This is a genomic window from Methylorubrum rhodinum (assembly GCF_014199935.1).
GTDB lineage: Bacteria > Pseudomonadota > Alphaproteobacteria > Rhizobiales > Beijerinckiaceae > Methylobacterium > Methylobacterium rhodinum.
Map to the genome: position 1 here is coordinate 74,082 of NZ_JACHOP010000017.1, position 14,722 is coordinate 88,803.

The 14,722-nt window shown below is 66.4% G+C and carries 15 protein-coding genes; 12 read left to right on the plus strand and 3 right to left on the minus strand.

What is annotated here, in order from left to right; genetic code table 11:
* The first annotated feature begins 1 nt into the window (after position 1).
* From HNR00_RS17590 to HNR00_RS17645, 12 genes are read left to right on the plus strand one after another with little or no spacing between them, the layout of a single operon-like run.
* Positions 2-433, plus strand: a complete 432-nt coding sequence (locus HNR00_RS17590; protein WP_183571665.1) for a phage tail terminator-like protein — start codon at positions 2-4, stop codon at positions 431-433.
* Between the two features lie 42 nt (positions 434-475).
* Positions 476-1,414, plus strand: coding sequence for a phage tail tube protein (locus HNR00_RS17595; RefSeq protein WP_183571666.1), 939 nt, complete (start codon positions 476-478; stop codon positions 1,412-1,414).
* Positions 1,411-1,668 carry a hypothetical protein gene (locus tag HNR00_RS17600; RefSeq protein WP_183571667.1) on the plus strand — a complete coding sequence of 86 codons (258 nt, stop codon included), beginning with the start codon at positions 1,411-1,413 and terminating at the stop codon, positions 1,666-1,668. Before HNR00_RS17595 ends, HNR00_RS17600 begins: the two co-directional genes overlap by 4 nt.
* A complete protein-coding gene (locus HNR00_RS17605; RefSeq protein WP_183571668.1) occupies positions 1,665-2,078 on the plus strand; it encodes a phage-derived protein YdaY family protein in 414 nt (137 codons plus the stop codon). Before HNR00_RS17600 ends, HNR00_RS17605 begins: the two co-directional genes overlap by 4 nt.
* A gap of 56 nt (positions 2,079-2,134) precedes the next feature.
* The gene (locus HNR00_RS17610) at positions 2,135-2,410 is read left to right on the plus strand and encodes a phage tail assembly chaperone (protein WP_446685661.1); all 276 of its coding nucleotides are present in this window, start codon (positions 2,135-2,137) and stop codon (positions 2,408-2,410) included.
* Positions 2,410-5,595, plus strand: a complete 3,186-nt coding sequence (locus HNR00_RS25845) for a phage tail length tape measure family protein (RefSeq protein WP_183571670.1) — start codon at positions 2,410-2,412, stop codon at positions 5,593-5,595. Before HNR00_RS17610 ends, HNR00_RS25845 begins: the two co-directional genes overlap by 1 nt.
* Before the next feature lie 3 nt (positions 5,596-5,598).
* Positions 5,599-6,180, plus strand: coding sequence for a hypothetical protein (locus HNR00_RS17620; protein ID WP_183571671.1), 582 nt, complete (start codon positions 5,599-5,601; stop codon positions 6,178-6,180).
* A 4-nt stretch (positions 6,181-6,184) separates the two neighbouring features.
* Positions 6,185-6,712: a DUF6950 family protein gene (locus HNR00_RS17625; protein WP_183571672.1), complete on the plus strand. Its 528-nt coding sequence runs from the start codon at positions 6,185-6,187 to the stop codon at positions 6,710-6,712.
* Positions 6,712-8,517, plus strand: coding sequence for a phage tail protein (locus tag HNR00_RS17630; RefSeq protein WP_183571673.1), 1,806 nt, complete (start codon positions 6,712-6,714; stop codon positions 8,515-8,517). Before HNR00_RS17625 ends, HNR00_RS17630 begins: the two co-directional genes overlap by 1 nt.
* A 7-nt stretch (positions 8,518-8,524) precedes the next feature.
* Entirely contained in the window at positions 8,525-9,121 is a 597-nt protein-coding gene (locus tag HNR00_RS17635) for a hypothetical protein (RefSeq protein WP_183571674.1), read from the plus strand.
* Positions 9,122-9,156: 35 nt separating this feature from the next.
* Positions 9,157-9,600, plus strand: a complete 444-nt coding sequence (locus HNR00_RS17640) for a hypothetical protein (protein WP_183571675.1) — start codon at positions 9,157-9,159, stop codon at positions 9,598-9,600.
* 1 nt (position 9,601) lies between these two features.
* Positions 9,602-12,478 (plus strand): right-handed parallel beta-helix repeat-containing protein, encoded by a 2,877-nt coding sequence (locus HNR00_RS17645; protein WP_183571676.1) that lies wholly within the window; start codon positions 9,602-9,604, stop codon positions 12,476-12,478.
* Positions 12,479-12,500: 22 nt separating this feature from the next.
* Here the strand turns inward: HNR00_RS17645 and HNR00_RS17650 are convergent, their stop codons facing one another.
* The 3 genes from HNR00_RS17650 to HNR00_RS17660 all read right to left on the minus strand — a co-directional run bounded on the left by HNR00_RS17650 (position 12,501) and on the right by HNR00_RS17660 (position 14,690).
* Positions 12,501-13,124, minus strand: coding sequence for a hypothetical protein (locus HNR00_RS17650; RefSeq protein WP_183571677.1), 624 nt, complete (start codon positions 13,122-13,124; stop codon positions 12,501-12,503).
* 123 nt (positions 13,125-13,247) lie between these two features.
* The gene (locus tag HNR00_RS17655; protein ID WP_183571678.1) at positions 13,248-13,538 is read right to left on the minus strand and encodes a hypothetical protein; all 291 of its coding nucleotides are present in this window, start codon (positions 13,536-13,538) and stop codon (positions 13,248-13,250) included.
* 195 nt (positions 13,539-13,733) lie between these two features.
* Positions 13,734-14,690 carry a glycosyltransferase gene (locus HNR00_RS17660; protein ID WP_183571679.1) on the minus strand — a complete coding sequence of 319 codons (957 nt, stop codon included), beginning with the start codon at positions 14,688-14,690 and terminating at the stop codon, positions 13,734-13,736.
* Between the last annotated feature and the right edge of the window lie 32 nt (positions 14,691-14,722).

Genomic DNA, 14,722 nt, shown 5'->3' on the forward strand with positions numbered 1-14,722 from the left:
CATGGCGCTGAAGCTCGTCGTCGACGCCGTCGAAGCGCGGCTCGCCGCCTACTGGAACGGGCGGACGGACATCTACGGTCTGAACGAGCCCTTGGAGGGCGATCCCCCCAAGGATGCGCAGGGCAAGCCGAAGCCCTTCCTGCAGGTCACCTTCCCGGTCGCCAACAGCCGGCAACTAACCATCGGCGCGCCGGGGGACAATTGGTGGCGCGAAGAGGGCGCGATCCGCATCGAGATCAACATGCGGCGCGCCTCCGGCACCGCGGAAGGCCTCACCTGGGCGGACGAACTGGCCGCCCTGTTTCGCGGCAAGGAGTTCGGCGGGGTCCAGACCTTCGCGCCGTCCTCGCCCGTGCAGGACCCGAACAACGACGCCGGCAACTACTACGTCCTGTCGTTCGCGATCCCCTACCAGGCCGACATCCGCGGCTGACCGGCCGGGCCGCCCGACGCTTCCCTACTTCTGGAGACTGCCATGTCGATCGCCAACGGGTCGGATCGTCGGATCGCCTATGTCGCCGAGGCGACGTGGGGGGTCACGCCCGCCACGCCTTCGTTCAAGACGCTGCGCTCGACCGGCGGCGGGCCGGGGATCAACAAGACGACCGCGACCTCGAACGAGATCTATGCGGACCGCAACGTCCGCAACGAGATCCTCCTCGGGCTCGACGCGGCCGGGGCCTACAACTTCGAGATGGCCTACAACACCTTCGACGACATCTTCGAAGCGGCCCTGTTCGGCACCTGGACCTCGAACGTGCTCAAGAACGGGTCGACGGGCCGGAGCTTCACGTTCGAAGAGACCCTGCCCATCGGCGACTCTGCCGTCACGGTCTCGCGCTTCCCCGGCGCGCGCATCAGCACGCTCAACCTGTCGATTGCGGCGCGCCAGCCCGTCACCGGCTCGTTCGGCATCATGGCGCAGACCGAGGCCCTGCCCGGCGGCCTGCTCACCGGGGCGACCTACGCCGCGCCGACCACCAATCCGATCTCCACGGCATCGGCCAACGTCGCGATCCTCGATTTCGGGCTCGGCGGCAGCGCGCCGGCGCCGAAGGTGCGCAGCCTGTCGCTGTCGGTGAACAATGGTCTGCGCGTCCGGCCGAGCGTCGGCAATCTGTTCACCGAGGATTTCGGGCTCGGCGACATCGACGTCACGGGCAACATCGAGGCCTATTTCGAGACCGACGACCTCTACGCGCTCGCCTTGGCGCATGGCTCCTTCGCGACCGACTTCACGGTCGGGAACGCCGCGACGCAGCGGTATCGGATCACCATGCCGAACTGTCGCCCCATGAATCCCGAGCGGCGTACCGGCGACAACAACGACGACGTGATGGTGATCATCCCGTTCCGGGCCGTGCTCCACACCGGCGAGCAGTGTTCCATCAAAATGCAGAGGGGCGTGTCATGAAGACGGTCCGTATCACCGAAAGCTTTTCCGGCTATCCGAAGGCCTTTCCGAAGGGCGAGGCCACCCGCGCGGACGAGGTCCGCTACGAGGCGGGCACCGAGGTCGAGATGACCGACGCCTACGCCGAACTCATCGTCGGTAAGGGGCTCGGCACGCTCGCGAGCGCCAAGGCCGCCGGGTCGAGCGAGGGCGCCAAGGCCGAGCCGACCAAGCCCGCGCCCGCCATCACCGAGAAGCAGGAGCCCTCCGCGTGAAGCTCTCCGCCCTGAAAACCAACGTCGCCGTGATCGAGCAGGGGCGCTGGATCGACGACATCCCCGGCCTGCCCGGCGTCCGCCTCAAGGTCCGCGGCCTCGGCAACGCCGATTACAAGCGCTTGTTCGACCGCAAGGCCTCCGCGATCCCGGCGCACCAGAAGCTGCGCGGGCTCCGCGCGGAGGATCGCGAGCGCATCATCGGCGAATGCCTCAACGAAGCCGTCTTGCTCGATTGGGACGGCTTTACCGAGGACGACGGCACCACGCCGCTGCCCTACTCGGCCGACCTCGCCGGCAAGCTGCTCGGCGATCCCGAGTTCGACATGTTCCGGGGGGCCGTGACCTGGGCGGCCAACGCCGTCGCCGTCGAGGCCGAGGTCGACGGAAAGGCCGACGCAAAAAACTGATCGACGCCCTCCGATGGGAGGGCGAGTTCGGCGAGCGGGCCGAGTGGCTGATCGACATCGCCGAAGAGGATGGTCAGGTGCCGCGTGCGCTGATGCGGCGCCCGGAACTGGCCGAACACCTCACCTTCGTCTGGTCCGCGTTCTGGCGCCTCCAGGCTGATCGCGCCATCGGCTTCGGCGTGTTCGGCCCGATCCGATGGACCGCGATCCACGCCTATGCCGAACGCTACGGGATCACCGATCTGGACGAGTACGAGCGGCTGGAGCGGCTGGTCGGGCTCATGGACGGTGAGTGGCGCAAGATGATGGACAAGAAGGGAGCGGACCGCTGATGCCCACCCTGAACGCCATCCGCACCGCGACCATCCGCTACGTCTCCGAGGGCGCCGAGAAGGCCCGCTCGGATGCGGACGCCGTGGCGGCGTCGCAGGATCGGCTCGGGCAGGCGACCGAACAGACGGCCCAGCAGACGGAACAGGCCGCGCGTCGGCAGCTCTCGGCCGGTGCGGCGCTGGAAAAGCTTCGTCGCGAGGTCGATGAGACCTACCGGACCCAGCAGCGCCTGGAGCGGGGCACCGCCACCCTGAACCGGGCCTATCAGCAGGGCATCATCGACGCCGCCACCTACGAGCGGACGATGGGGCAGCTGACCAACCGCTATTCCTCAATGGCGGCAGCGGCGGCGAACTCGACCACGGCGGTGCGCAGCGCCACGGCGGCCTGGCGCGAACTCGGCACCCAGGGGGCAGCGACCCTCGGCGGCCTGGAGACCGCTCGCGCCCGCGCCGAGGCGAACGCCGCGGCCAGCCGTCGGCTCGGCGGGCTCGGCGGTGCGGCTGCCAACGAGAACGCTGCCGGGCGTCGGCTGCGCTCGGACGAGGTCACCAACCTCGTGTATCAGGGCAGCGACATCGCTTCTCAGCTCGGATCCGGCTCGCCGCTCGGCATGATCGCGCTTCAGCAGGGGCCGCAGATCGCACAGGTGTTCGCCGGCCCCGGCGGCGCCAGCATCAAAGGCGCGCTCTCGCAGGCGGGCGATGCCGTCGGCGGGTTTGCCTCACGCATCGGCCTGCTCGGCGGCGCGATCGGCGGGGCAGCCACCGCGACCATCGCCGCTGTGGTGGCGCAACAGTCCTACGCCAGCACGCAGCTCGCCCTGGCTCGGTCGACTGCCGGCATCGGGCGCGCGTCGGGCATGACAGTGGGCGGCATCAATGCCCTGGCGCTGTCGTCGGCGGACGGCGCCGGGCTCTCGGTCCGCAGCGCTCGCGAGTTGCTGGGACAGTACGCCGGCACCGGCGGCATCCGTTCAGCGCTCGCCGGCTCGCTTCTCGGGACGGCGCGCGACTATGCGGCGACCACGGGCCAGGACCTGACGGAGGCGAACAAGGCGCTGGCCGCCGCCTTCGCCGATCCGACCCGCGGCGCGAAGACGCTGAACGATCAGCTCGGCTTCCTGAACGCGACGACGCTCGAAACCATCAAGCGACTGGATGCGCAGGGGGATCGCCTCGGTGCCCAGCGGGCCCTCTTCGACGCCTACAAGACAAGCCTGACCAGCGCGACGGAACTGACGAGCGGATGGGGCCATGCGCTGGAGAGCACCGGCAATCGGCTCTCGAATTTCTGGGACAAGGTCGGTCGCGCGGTTGATCGGGCGACGACGGGCGGGGACCTCGAAACGCGCTTGGCGACCGCGCGGCGTGCCCTGGCCGAGGCTGAGCGCGATAATGCCGGGAGCACGAGCTACGTTCAGCAGCTCATCACCGGGCCGCGCATCGCCACGTTCAGGGGCGACGTGGAGCGCCTTGAGGCCGAGCAGAGGCGAATCGCGGATGACGCGGCCAAACGGCAGGCGGCCCAAGACTCCCTTCGAACCGCAGAGCAGCTGAAGACCCTCAACGAAGGTCTCAAGTCCGCACAGCTCGGCCTTCAGACCTCCGGCTACTCGCAGATCGCCGCGTCCGTCGCCCGGATCAATTCCGATTTCGACAAGCGCCTCGAGACGACCCCTTCGGATGGCCGCGCGATCTTGGAGCAGACCCGGCAGGTGGAGCTGGATCGCCTTCGACAGGAGACGTACCGCTCCGAGGGGCGCTACTCGCGCAGCATCGGGCAGGTGCCCTCGGCCTACCGCGATTTCTATTACGACGCCGCGACCCGCTACGGCCTGGACCCGAACCTTCTGGCCGCACAGGGCTATCAGGAGAGCCGCTTCAACCCGAACGCGGTCTCGCCCGCCGGCGCGCAGGGCATCGCCCAGTTTATGCCCGGCACGGCGCGGCAGTACGGGCTGACCAACCCGCTCGATCCCGCCTCGGCGATCGATGCGCAGGCGCGGCTGATGCGCGATCTGCTGGCGCAGTTCGGCGGCAACGAGACGCTGGCGCTGATCGGCTACAACGCCGGTCCGCGCCGCGCGCAGCGTTTTCAGGAGTCAGGCGGTGATCTCTCGACGCTGCCGGCCGAAACGCGCGGCTATCTCAGGGACATTCTGACCCCACGGGCCAACACGCAGCAGACCCTTCAGGAAGAAGGCGAGCGAACCCGACAGCTTCAGCAGCAGCGCGACGAACTGCGACTGACCACCGAGGCGGGCGGGCGCGACACGGAAGGGCTGCGGGCCCGCACGGATGCGCTGCGTTCGATCACCGAGGCCCAGGGGCGCGGCATCACCGTGTCGCAGGCCCTCGCCTCGCAATACGCGCAGGAGGCCACGGAGCGACAGCGCATCATCTCGGCCGGCCGCTTCCTGGCCTTCTCCGACAACGACAACTTCGCGCGTGCGCAGCTCGGCCGCGACCGGCTCGATCAGCAGGCCTACGCCGCAGCCCGCCCCTTCGCCGGGACGCGCTACGAGCAGGCCGTGCTCGACCAGACGCGTGAGACCCTGCGCCTGACCGAGGCGAAGGACATGGCCAGCGGCGCGCTTACCGACTTCGCCACGCAGCTCAGCCACGGCGGTGATGCGCTTCAGGCGTTCTCCAACATCGCCTTGCGCATCGGCGACCGGCTGATTTCGTCGGGCATCGACAGCCTCGTCTCTGCGGGGTTCAGCGCGGGCGGCGGAGGCGGGATCGGCGGCTTCTTCTCCAGCCTGTTCGGCGGCGGCGGCGGCGCTTCAGACGGGCTGACGTTGGCGCTGGGCGGTGCGGACGACGTGTTCGGCGGCTTCGCGCGTGGCGGTTACACGGGCCACGGCGGCCGCTTCCAGCCCGCGGGCATCGTCCACCGCGGCGAGGTGGTGTGGAGCCAAGACGACGTCGCCCGCGTCGGCGGCGTCGCCGTGGCGGAAGCAATGCGACGCGGCCTGCCGGGGTACGCCTCGGGCGGCCCGGTCGGGTGGGCCAAGCCGAGCGCCGGCATGGGCGGCGGCATCGGCACGATCGACGCGCGCACCACCATCAACGCGCCCGGCGCCGACGCGCAGGCCGTGGCCGACCTGAAGGCCTACGTCGATGCGCGGGACCGGGCGCTGCCGCAGCGCATCCGCGAACTCCAGAAGCGCGCCGGGTAACCGATGCCCTTCCTCACCGCCACGCAGGCGGCGGTCGCGGCCGGACGCACGGTCCGCCTCGCCGTCCTCGCCTACTTCGACTTCGCCGACGGGCCGGGCCGGTATTGGCTTTACGGGGCCGGGCCGCTGGTGACCGGCGACGGACAGACCTGGGACGGCACGGGCACGCTGGCGCAGATCGACGGCCTCGACGTGCCGGTCGGGACGACGGCGCCGAAGGCGACCTTCACGATGTCGGGCGTCTCGGCCCGCATCGCGGCGCTCGCCCGCTCGCAATCGGCCAACGTCCGCGGGCGCGACGTCCGCGTGCTCGTCCAGTTCTACGTCGAGGCGACCGGCGGCGCGATCGTGCGGCTCGACGATCCGATCGAGGTCTGGTCAGGCGAGATGGACGTGATGAGCTACGACGCGCTCGGCAACGGCCAGTTTTCGGTGAGCGTGTCGGCCGAGGGGCCGTGGACCGCGCGCAACAAGCCGCCGTTCGGATTCCTTACGGACACCGATCAGCAGGCGCGCTTTCCCGGCGACCGCGGGCTCGAGCTCGTGGCGAGCCTGCCCGGCAAGGCGATCAACTGGCCGGTGTGATCCGATGCACGACGCTCTCCACCACGATCCTGCTCCGCGGGCGATGTCTTATGGCCAGGGCCCCGTCGGCAGCCCGCGCCCGCGCATTCGCCCCGAGAACGGGCATCTCCTGCCGCACGAGGGGGAGCGGCCGATGAACCTCGACCGTCGCGCCCGGCTTCGCACCTTCCTCGCGGAGGGCGCCCGCCTGCCCTTCGTCTGGGGCGAGCGCGACTGCGCACTGTGGGCCTGCGACTGGATCAAGGCCGAGCGCGGCGTCGATCCGGCCGAGGCGCTACGCGGCACCTACCGGAGCGATCGCGCCTGCGCGCGGCTGCTGCGCGCCATGGGCGGGCTTCCGGCGCTCGCCGCAGACCTCGCGGCACGGGCCGGCATCCTTGAGACCGACACCCCGGAGGCCGGCGACGTGGGCGTGATCGAACTGCCGATCGGAACGTATCTCGCCCTCTCGACCGGCGCGGGCTGGGCGATCAAGGCCGCGGATGGGATCGTGGTTTCGCCGGCCCGTCCGACGAAGGTCTGGGCGATCTGATGGCCGAGACCATCGGCTTTGCCATCGTCAGCGCGCTCGCGACGGCCACGGGGACGGCGATCACCGTCTCCGCGACGACGGCCAGCGTGATCGGGTCGCTGGCGATCACCACCGCCTCGGTCGGCGCGAACCTGCTGATCTCGTCGCTGAACCAGCCGAAGCCGCGCAACGAGACCCAGCAGAGCGTCCTGAACCAAGCCATCGGGCCGCGGGTCGGGGTCTACGGCCGCACCATCGTCGGCGGCTCCCGTTTTCTGTTCGAGACGCGCAACGGCGCCCTGATGCAGGGCATCGTCCTCGCCGCCCATGGGATCGACGCGATCGAAAAATACCTGATCGGCGACCGCTACGCGCAGGTCGTGCAGATCAGCACCGACGGCGACGGGCGCTGGCAGGTCACCGATTTCCCGCAGATCAACGTCGTCTCCTACGAGAACCATCTCGGCGCCGACGGCCAAGCGGCCTCGCCCTACCTGCTGGGGCAGTTCCCCGGCATCTGGACATCCGAGCACCGCCTGCGCGGCCTCGCCTACGTCGCCGTTCAGTTCCTTGGCGTGAAGCGCGAGGAGCAACAGCTCGTCTATCCCCAGAGCTACGCCACGCCGCTGCGCTTCCTGATCCGCGGAAAGAAGGTCTGGGACCCGACCAATCCGGCGCACAACCCCGACGACAAGAGCACCTTCGGCTTCAGCGAAATCGCGGCCGACTGCATCCTCGACTATCTGCTGAGCGCCGACGGGGCGCGCTTCCGCCGGTCCAAGATCGACATCGCCTCGTTCCAGGACGCGCACAACCTCCACGCCGAGACCGTCGCGCGCAAGGACGGCTCGACCGAGTTCCGCTATCGGCTCTCGGGCACCTACCGCTTCGACGAGGCGCCCAAGGACGTGCTGACGCGGATGCTGGCGACCTGCGACGGGCGGCTCGTGCGGGGCCCGACCGGGCTCATCGGCCTGCGCGGCGGGCGCTACATCGCGCCGACGGTCACGATCGCCACGCGCAGCATCGTCCGCGCGAGCCTCGCCCAGGGCAACGACCGGCTCGACACCTACAACCGGCTCAAAGTGTCCTACTCGGACCCAGACGCCTACTACCAGCCGACCGAGCTGCAGGCGCGGCAGGACACGGCGAGTCAAGCGCAGATCGGCGTGGTGGATGAGGCGATTGATCTCGCCATGGTGCCGTCATGGACGCAGGCGGCCCGGCTCGCGAAGATCAAATACGCCAGGGATCACCCGGCGTGGAAAGGCACGCTCGCCACCGACCTGTCGGCGCTCAACGCGATGGGCGAGGACACGGTCAGGATCACCTACGACCCGTTGGGCGAGGTCGATCCGGGGCCGATGATGGACACCGTTGCCGAGTTGCCCGCCTTCGGTCTGCGCGCCGATATGTCGGGCTGTGATCTCTCGTTCTCGGCGATCGATTCCGCCGCCTACGCGTGGAACCCCGCGACCGAAGAGCCGCCTCGGCCCGCGCTCCCGACCTACGTCCCGCCGATCAACGACGTGCCGATCCCGAGCGGCGTCAACGTCTCGCAAAGCCTGCGCAGCGGGCAGGCCTACGCGGTCCTGGCCTGGAACGCCTCGCCACGCCCGGACACGACCCCGCAGCCGCAGTACCGCAACAACACGGGCGACGACGGCGACTATGTCGGAATGACCATTCGCAGCGACGGCCAGAGCGCCGAGGCCGGGCCGCTGACCAACGGCCAGACCTATCGGTTCCGCGTCCGCTTCGTGGCGGGCGGCACGCCGAGCGCATGGTCGAACGCGGTCACCCTCCTGATCGACACGACGCCGTAGGTGCAAGATGGCTGATCTGCGTGCGTCGCTCACGCTCCTGCGCCGGTCCGAGGCGTGGTGGATCGAGAACGCCTTCGCGATGAGCGGGGTCTCGGCGACCGGACAGGAGCAAACGGTTCAGGCGCCGAGCGGGCGCTGGCGCGGGCGCACCACCTTCGCCGTCAACACGCCGGAAGAGGTCCTGTCGTTGCGCGGCTTCCTGTTCTCGCTCGACGGTGCTGCGAACCCCTTCCTGATCGGTCCGAAGGATCTCGCGGGGCGCCCGACCGTCGCCTACACCCTGGCCGCCGCCGCAGCGGCGGGCGACACCCAGATCACGCTCCGGCGCACCGTGGCCGATGTGCTGGTCCGCGGTCCCTATTTCGCGCTCGGCGAGCGCATGCACGCGATTTCCCGGCTTCCGGCGGTCGATGCCGGCGACCCCGGCGATGTCTTGGTCGAGATCCGCCCCTGGCTCAGGCAGGCCCACAGCGTCGGCCAGGCCGTCAACTTCGCCTCGCCCCGCCTGCGCATGAAGCTCGTCCCCGCCTCGGCCTCCGCCGCGATCGAGCGCATCGCCCGATCCGAGAGCGAAGTCCCGCTGGAGTTCGTCGAGGCCTTCTGAGCCCTCGCACCGCTCCGCCCAACCCGGACACCTGCATGGCCACCACCGTTCAACCGGGCTCTCCAGTCCTGGGCGATATCGACAAGCTGGTCTGGCGCGACACGAACCGGCCGCGCCCGATCTGGGCGTTCGGGCTGAATCTCGCCGGCTCGACGTTGGTGCTGCGCGTCTCTTGGTGGGGCGGTGGATTCGCGACCTCGTCGGACCCGGACGATCCGAACGTCACCCTCTACGGAGGGCTCGATCTCATCCGCCTGTCGGACATCGACCCGGACGCCGCGGTACCCGCCGATGCCGCCGGCGATCCTCTCTACCGCGACACGGTGTGCTGGAGCTTCAGCCCCGCTGCCGCCGCGCTGATCCCCCTCGGGCGCATCGCCGCCTACCGCCTGCGTCGCGAGATGCGCGACCTCGACGTCGACGAGGTCGGGGAGATGCGCCTGTACCGCGAAGGCTTCCTGATCGGACGGAGTGCTTGAGATGTCTGCTGGTCTCGACCGAACCCGAGCGCTGATCGACATCGTCGAAGGGGCGCAAGGCGTCTCCGGCCCGGTCAATCCCGGAACCCTATCCGCCAAGGCTCTCGCCGAAGCGGCCGCCGCCCAGGCCCAGCAGAGAGCGACGGACGCCGCGACCGCGCGGGATCAGGCGCAGAACGCCGTGGGCTACGGTCGCTTCGTGGCTGACACGCAAGCCCAGCTCGCGGGCGCCGACGCGCTCGCCCGGCCGGACGGTGCGATCGCCGAGGTCATCAACGATCCCGGTGCGGTGACGTCGACCACGGGCAACGGCACCTACGTCAAGAGCGGGGCGCCGGGGGCGGGCAGCTTCGCGAAGCGGAACGATCTTACGCTGCCGCTTCTGGACAAGGCGCTTGCCCTCCGCCAGATCGCAGGCCCCGCGACGCGGGCGCTCGCCCTGGTGGCGGGCATCACCGCAGGTGTCACGAGCTTCACGACGCAGGGCTATGCCAAGCCCGACGACGGCGGCGGCGCCTTCTATGTCGAGGAAGCGCCGACCTATGTCGCGACCGCCCTCGACATTTCCTTCGGCGGTCGCAAGTTCCGGAACGCCTCGTTCATCCTGACGCCGCAAATGGTCGGCGCCGCCGCCGATGGCGTCACCAACGATCGGAATGCTCTTTCCACGATTTCGACGTTCGGGCGGCCGGTCAAGCTCGTCGGCCGCTACAAGATCGACAGCACGTTTTCCTTCGCGGCGGGCTCGTACATCTTCGCCGAGCCGGGCCAGGGCGTTCTCGTGGCGGGCGCGTCCGGCGCCATCATCAACAGCAACGCCCGCAGCAACATTACCGTCAAGGGCGTGTGGTTCGAAGGCCGGTTAGACGCGCCAGACACCGCGGGCCTCGTACAGTTCGCCAACGGGGCGTTCGTCAGGCTCGAAGAGTGTCGGTTCTACGATCACAGGTCGTTCGGACCATCGTTCGTCAACATGCGGGACTCGGGCTGGCACCGCTGTATCGTCCGCAACACGGGCTTCCACAGCAACGTCAACTTGGTCGCGTCGGGATCGCTGTTCCTGCCGTCCAACAACGGCCTGCCGCCCGAGATGCAGAACCCCGACGGTTGGCGTCTCGTCAACCGCAACAACTACTGCACCCACTGCGACTTCGAGGAGGCGTACGGTATCCACGTCGCCTACCAGACCGCCTTCACTGGCGATCACAACAGGCTCTACGGACGCGGCGACCACCCGCCGGCCTGGGGCATCACGCACTGCTCGTATTCGAGCTTCTGCCACAACGACGTGAGCAGCGGCCCGCTCGGCGGCGCCGCGTTCGACATCCTCGTCGGCTACCACCTCAAGGTCAACGACAACACTTGCTGGCAGTGCGGCGGCGCCGGCATCCTGTTCGCCAACATCACCGACTCGGAGGCGTGCAACAACCTCTGCATCGACAATTGGGCCAGCCGCGACGTCGATCCGGTGCAGTTCCCTGGCAACGGCCCGAGCCTGCACCGCGGCGGCATCGTGCTCGATTGCGACACGACCAAGCTCAACCCGACCGTGGCGCGTATCCTGCTCTCCGGCAACATCTGCAAGAACACGCAGCCGGCCGCGACGCAGCAGAACGGCCTTCAGATCCGTAATCCGGCAACGATGGACTTCGCCTCCATCAACATCGACGGTTCGAACCAGTTCAGCGGGAACGCGAAGGAAGACATCACCCCGCCGTATTGGTACACGGGCCTCAAGGCGCGATCGAACCGCGCCTATGTCGCCCCGGCCTATGCCGCGGCGGGCGCGACCGACTTCGATCCGGCCCGTGCCGGTCTTCGCGAGATTGCCGAACAGGTCGCCTACCTAAAGACGCTGTTCGCGGCGCAGGGCGCCGTCGGCGAAGTGCCGTTCCCGTTACCCAGCGCGACGCTGGATATGGATTTCGCCCGCGGCCAGTACCTCGGCAAGCAGACGAGCGACCTGACCGTCGCCCGCACTTCCACCGCAACGGGACTGTTGCCGAAGGATGTGAGCGCCGAGAGCTTCATGAGCTTTGCTGCCAACACCCTGCCGCTCGTGCCCGGCCGCGGTGCCGTCATCATGCCGGCTCGGACGCAGTACCTCGCCAACCCGGCCGCGCCCGCCACGCAGACGGTCACGCTCGCCGCGGGCACCTATACCTGCTGGTGCATCGGCACCGGGTGGCTCGCGCTGAGCCAGGGGACCGGCGTGGCGACAGAGGTCGGCGGCGGCGTGATCGTCCGACCCGGCACGCCGCAGACCCTGACGGTCACGACCGCCGGCACCTTCACGGCGGCGGTCAACGGGTTGCTGCGGTTCGTCCAGATCGAGAACACCGCCGAGCCGAGCGTGTTCATCCCGACGACCGGTGCCTCGGCCGGGACGGCCGCATCGCTGGGCGGAACGGCCTTCACCGACATCTTCGGCAGCGTGACGACCGGCACGTTCTATGCGGACGTGATCCCAACCGCGCCCGTTCCGGCAGCAGCTACGCAATTCCTCTTCGGACTTTGCGACGGCACGGCCACCAACCGCATCGTAGCGTTTCGTCAGTCCAACGGTGAGGTCCAGTTCCGTCACACATCGGCTGGAACCACCACTGCGCTCGGATCGAATCTCGTGGTGCAGCCAGGACAGTCGTGTCGGATAGCGCTGAGCTTCGGCGTGGGCGCGAGCTCGTTCCGCAACGTCATCAACGGCAATATCGCTTACTTTGCGAGCCCGACCGCCGCGCCGGTCGGCCTCACCACGTTGAGGCTCGGCGTCAACGAGGCAGCGACGGGCCAGCAAGGTGCCCTGATCCTGCGCCGGATCGCCTTCATCCCGAGCGTGATCCCCGAGCACATCGCGCGGTCCTACGCGGCGGCGCCTTGACGTTACACAATTGCGGCGGACCTCACGCCGCCGCAGTGAGCGTGCCGTCGTAGGCTCGGGCGCAAGCGTCGGATCGCATCTGCTCCCAATCCGGCGGCGCCTTGCGCGACGACCACGTGACGGCCTTGAACAGCACGCGCTCCCGAATGAAGGACGGGGGCGGAAGTGCGGCCCTCTCTTGGGGCGTTGCACCAGTCGCGCGCGCCTTCAAGACAGGGTCATCGGGGCGGCACCAATCCTCCGGCACGGATAGATAACGAGCAGGAGCGCCTTTGCGTGCGTGCGGGGATGGTGCGGAAACGGCAGGTATTTCTTTCACTGTGAGCCAAACCTCAACAGTGATTGCGCTATCAGACTTCGCAGCGAAGCTTTCCGCCATTTTAACGGCGTTCTCAGTTGCGCCTTCGATTGACTTTAAGAAACCATATGCGTCATTGTGATGAACCCCTTCCAAGGCAACTTCGCCATGCACATCGAGCACAACCGCCTGCGCGGTGCTCTGGCGAAGCCAGACGATCGGCTTTTCAAAGGTGACGAGACCTTGCGTGTCGTGGCCGCCGGAAAGGTCAATCCAGCGCGCAAAAGGTCCGTTCTCCATTTCGGCAATTGGACAGGCGCTGTGAAATTCGCTGATGCGCTGAAACATCAAATCGCCCACTCACTTCCAAGGGCCGCGACCATAGCCGATCCGCCGCAACCCGCCACCGGAGCACCTCCGCGGCCTGCCACCCTAGAGCATGAGCGCGCCAGTGTTGCGCCGCGAACTACGTCAGGAGTGATGTGGATCGAACCTATCGTGGTCACCGAGATACCAGTTTACGGTGTCCACTTCCTCAATAAGCCCTTCTTTGAGCATCCACAGACAAAAACCCTCATTAAAAGGCCGCTCATCAGGACGCTCATCACGCATATACATCGCGTAGTTGTCGATCGCGTCGCTCTGACGGATGTCCTGCGTCGCTCGGTAGGCGCCCTTGTTGTAGGCGTCTTCATCAAGCCCGAGCGAGAAGATGATCAGGGAGCCAGCTGGAATAATTCCGGTCAACGGTTTCGTGTTCATCGCCTGCCTCCTCGCTAAACGTGGTTGACTGACCAACGGCAGCACGCATCAGTATGCGCCAATCTGAACAGCATCTCGCCCATAAGTTCACCGCCGGCTCGCTAAATCCGACGACGAGTGATCATCATGATCCTGCACTAAAGAGCACGTGCACCTTGCTGTGATGGCCGGAAGCGCATTGGAACGCAAGCGCAATCAGATTGGGGACCCCCTGAGTCCGCCGGAGAGGGTATTTGCAAACATAATGCGTAATGGGTCTGAGTGGACGGCAATCGGAAGGCTTGCCTTGGCGTGATTTGCCACATTGCCACCGTGCACGAACTGCGCCCACATTGGGAACGAGGTAATAACGTTGATAATTTTTCCTACCTTGAATGTCCGATCGTGTGCCGTTTGGAAAACGCCCTTTCTCACCCAAATGTTTTCGTTTAAATATTTTTCTCTTGCCTCCAACATCGTTTGAAAAGGATTTCTATTATACATAAGGATTCTTATGTCTCTGTCAGTGCATTGCAGCCCAAACGGAAAATTTACATACATATCGGCTATAGCCTCATCATAGCCAATGCGACTACAATATTGATTAAGATTTTGCATAAAACCAATGCTTAGAGCATCATCAGAGTCAATCCTTGTTGTAGCTACGACATCGCCCACGACAGTTGATGATAAGATTTCCGCGGCTAAAGTATTCTCAAAATGCGACCATCCATGTTTGAGGCGAAAATCTACAAATAGGGGTTTAATAAACCCAAATTCCTGTAGGCTTTCGATAAATGCGCTCGTCCTGCTATCCATGTTTGTGTCAAAGAAAAGCAACAGTTGAAAATCATTGTATGTTTGATGAACAAGCGTAGGAAGAAGCGACTCTCGGAAAAGTACAATTCTGCGCTCAATCCAATTTAAGTATGCATCCTCCTCTAAGATCCCTGCAGCTCGCCGTAGATTTTCATCCCATAAATTAAAACGTGTAATAATATAGTGCTTCAAACGGCCTTCGCCAATTGCCGTGATGGATCTTTCCTTCAACAAGCCGGGGTCCGTTTGCCCATAATTTTCGTCACTACGAATATTCATAGCAATCAAGCTTTTAACGCTGTTGACATCTTGGGCGGTGAGCGCCTGCGGAGCATCCGCATATGATCGTGACATTTTCTTACCCTAATGATGCGCTATCATTTACA

Excerpts from the sequence above, each read along its gene's own strand:
- HNR00_RS17620 (WP_183571671.1), top strand. The coding sequence starts at position 5,599 with ATGCCCTTCCTCACCGCCACGCAGGCGGCGGTCGCGGCCGGACGCACG.
- HNR00_RS17595 (WP_183571666.1), top strand. The coding sequence starts at position 476 with ATGTCGATCGCCAACGGGTCGGATCGTCGGATCGCCTATGTCGCCGAG.
- HNR00_RS17640 (WP_183571675.1), top strand. The coding sequence starts at position 9,157 with ATGGCCACCACCGTTCAACCGGGCTCTCCAGTCCTGGGCGATATCGAC.
- HNR00_RS17645 (WP_183571676.1), top strand. The coding sequence starts at position 9,602 with ATGTCTGCTGGTCTCGACCGAACCCGAGCGCTGATCGACATCGTCGAA.
- HNR00_RS17660 (WP_183571679.1), bottom strand. The coding sequence starts at position 14,690 with ATGTCACGATCATATGCGGATGCTCCGCAGGCGCTCACCGCCCAAGAT.
- HNR00_RS17625 (WP_183571672.1), top strand. The coding sequence starts at position 6,185 with ATGCACGACGCTCTCCACCACGATCCTGCTCCGCGGGCGATGTCTTAT.
- HNR00_RS17600 (WP_183571667.1), top strand. The coding sequence starts at position 1,411 with ATGAAGACGGTCCGTATCACCGAAAGCTTTTCCGGCTATCCGAAGGCC.
- HNR00_RS17630 (WP_183571673.1), top strand. The coding sequence starts at position 6,712 with ATGGCCGAGACCATCGGCTTTGCCATCGTCAGCGCGCTCGCGACGGCC.
- HNR00_RS17635 (WP_183571674.1), top strand. The coding sequence starts at position 8,525 with ATGGCTGATCTGCGTGCGTCGCTCACGCTCCTGCGCCGGTCCGAGGCG.
- HNR00_RS17655 (WP_183571678.1), bottom strand. The coding sequence starts at position 13,538 with ATGAACACGAAACCGTTGACCGGAATTATTCCAGCTGGCTCCCTGATC.
- HNR00_RS17650 (WP_183571677.1), bottom strand. The coding sequence starts at position 13,124 with ATGTTTCAGCGCATCAGCGAATTTCACAGCGCCTGTCCAATTGCCGAA.
- HNR00_RS25845 (WP_183571670.1), top strand. The coding sequence starts at position 2,410 with ATGCCCACCCTGAACGCCATCCGCACCGCGACCATCCGCTACGTCTCC.
- HNR00_RS17590 (WP_183571665.1), top strand. The coding sequence starts at position 2 with ATGGCGCTGAAGCTCGTCGTCGACGCCGTCGAAGCGCGGCTCGCCGCC.